Source organism: Streptomyces albiaxialis (assembly GCF_039530985.1).
Taxonomy (GTDB): domain Bacteria; phylum Actinomycetota; class Actinomycetes; order Streptomycetales; family Streptomycetaceae; genus Streptomyces; species Streptomyces albiaxialis.
On sequence record NZ_BAAAPE010000044.1, the window covers coordinates 1 to 1,947 of the forward strand.

General features: G+C 75.2%; 2 protein-coding genes. Both read left to right on the forward strand.

Annotation, left to right across the window (positions count from 1 at the left end):
- The coding region (locus ABD343_RS40815) for a hypothetical protein (RefSeq protein WP_344535944.1) at window positions 1–1,366 on the forward strand (1,366 nt) is incomplete at its 5' end.
- Between the two features lie 41 nt (window positions 1,367–1,407).
- A complete protein-coding gene (locus tag ABD343_RS40820; RefSeq protein WP_344535945.1) occupies window positions 1,408–1,740 on the forward strand; it encodes a hypothetical protein in 333 nt (110 codons plus the stop codon).
- Window positions 1,741–1,947 lie beyond the last annotated feature (207 nt).

Here is a 1,947-nt window from a genome sequence, read left to right on the forward strand (position 1 = left end):
CCGCCGCCGCCCCCGCCCGACTCCCGGGGCGCATCAGGCCGCCGTACACGCCAACTTGCGCTCGTGTGCGCTGGCCGGGTGGAGCTACGACCAGACGCGCGAGTTCGCCGACGACGCCGAGCGCTCCCCCTCGCTGGAGTGGCTGCGCACCGCCAGCAGCGACACCGGCCGCAGCCCGTTGGACGCAGCCGAGGCGGAGCGCCGGTTCGCCCGCGCGTGGTGGGTGGCGGTGCAGGCCGCCGCCCGGCTCCCGCGCCGCCCCGACGAGGCCGGGGACGACTGGCTCGGCGAAGCCGCCGAAGCCGCCGCCGACTTGCTCGCCCGGATCGAGGCCGCAGGCGCCGCTCACTGGCGGCGCCCTTCCGGCCCGGCCGACCGCGCCGTGTTGCGCGCGCTCGCCTGGCTCATGCTGACGTCGGGCGCAACCGAGGTCACCGCCGACGTGCGCCGGGTGGCGGTGCTCAGCGGCTACTCGAAGTCGACGGCCGCACTCGCCTTGGGCCGTCTCCTCCTGGACGGCTGGATCGAGACCGCCAAGGAAGCCGACAAGGCCGCCGGTATCGCCCGCCGCGTCCGGCTCGCCGAGGCCCACGCCTGCCCCGCCGACGCGCACCACATGTGCGCTTGCTACACCCCCTGTGACCAGGAAAAAGACGGGTCGGACAGAAGGCGTTACGCCGCCCCCCCAGGGGGGGTTAGGGGGTTGCTCGCGCAGCTCGGCGAAGCCATCGTCCACCAACAAGCCGGGCTCTGGCACGTCCTGGGCCACCACGCCGCCCGCACCCTGGAGACCATCCAGAACCGTCCCGGGATCACCCTGGAGGACCTGAGCACGTGCACCGGCTACACAGCCGTCACCACCGCCCGCCACGTCGCCCAGACGGTCACCCTGGGCCTTGTCCGCGCCGAGGAGGGCGCCGAGGGCATCCAGGTCAGCCGCACCGCCCGCACCCTCTACGAGGCCGGGACGCAGGTGCGCACCGCGAGCCGACCGGCGGAGCTCGCGGCCGTGGCCGCCGTAGAGGTCGCCGTGGCCCGGTGGTGGCGACGCGAGGTCGAATGGTGCCAGGCGAGCCGCGCCGCCAAGCGCCGCCGTGGCGGCCGCGCCCACGCCCGCCAGGCCGTCATCCCCGGCGTCGACCCGCATGCCCGCGCCTACCCCCGGCACCCCAGCGCCCAGGGACGGCCCGAGCGCGGAGACGCCGACCACGCGCGCGCGTTCGCTATCGAGGCCGAGCGCATCGGCGCCGCCGCGCTCGCCGTCGAGGCCGACCAGCTCGCCCAGCGCGGCGAAGTGATCGACCCCGCCCGACTCGGCCAACACCGCCCCGGCGAGAACGCGATGACGACCACGGCCGCCGCGTGACACCCTGGGCCCGACGACGACCACGCCACCGGAGGCAGACCGTGGACCCCGACCAGCTCGCCCGGATCCGGCGCCAGTTGCTCGACCAGCCCGGCCCCATCGAGGACGAGCCGGAGGCCCTGGACGCCGAGCTCGCGCGCCTGGACGTCGAGGCCGGCACCGCCCGGAGCGACGTCGAGACCGCCGCGACCTTCCGCCGTCGCGCGTGGGTGCTCGCCCGGCTCGCCCGTCACCGCGGCGGCCGCTGGAACCAGCTCGCCGACGAAGCGGTGAACGCCTGGCACCAGCAGGAAGGCGCCGCCGTCAGCGAGGCCGTACGCGACCAGCTCGCCGCCGAGGCCGAACTGTGGCTCAGCCGACACGCCCACGGGTGAATCACGCACGCCGACACCGCCGCACGCAGTAGAGTCGCCCCTGCGAGCAACCGGCACCACCGGGCCGCCCGCACCACAGGCGTCACGAATCCGTCGACGCCCGCGCCCCGCCTCTGAGCGTGGGGCACGCCCCACAGGGGCCCGCTTTTCGCGTGTACACGCGAAAAGACCGCCAAGGTTGGAAGATCTTGGTAGCCCGCTGGCTTG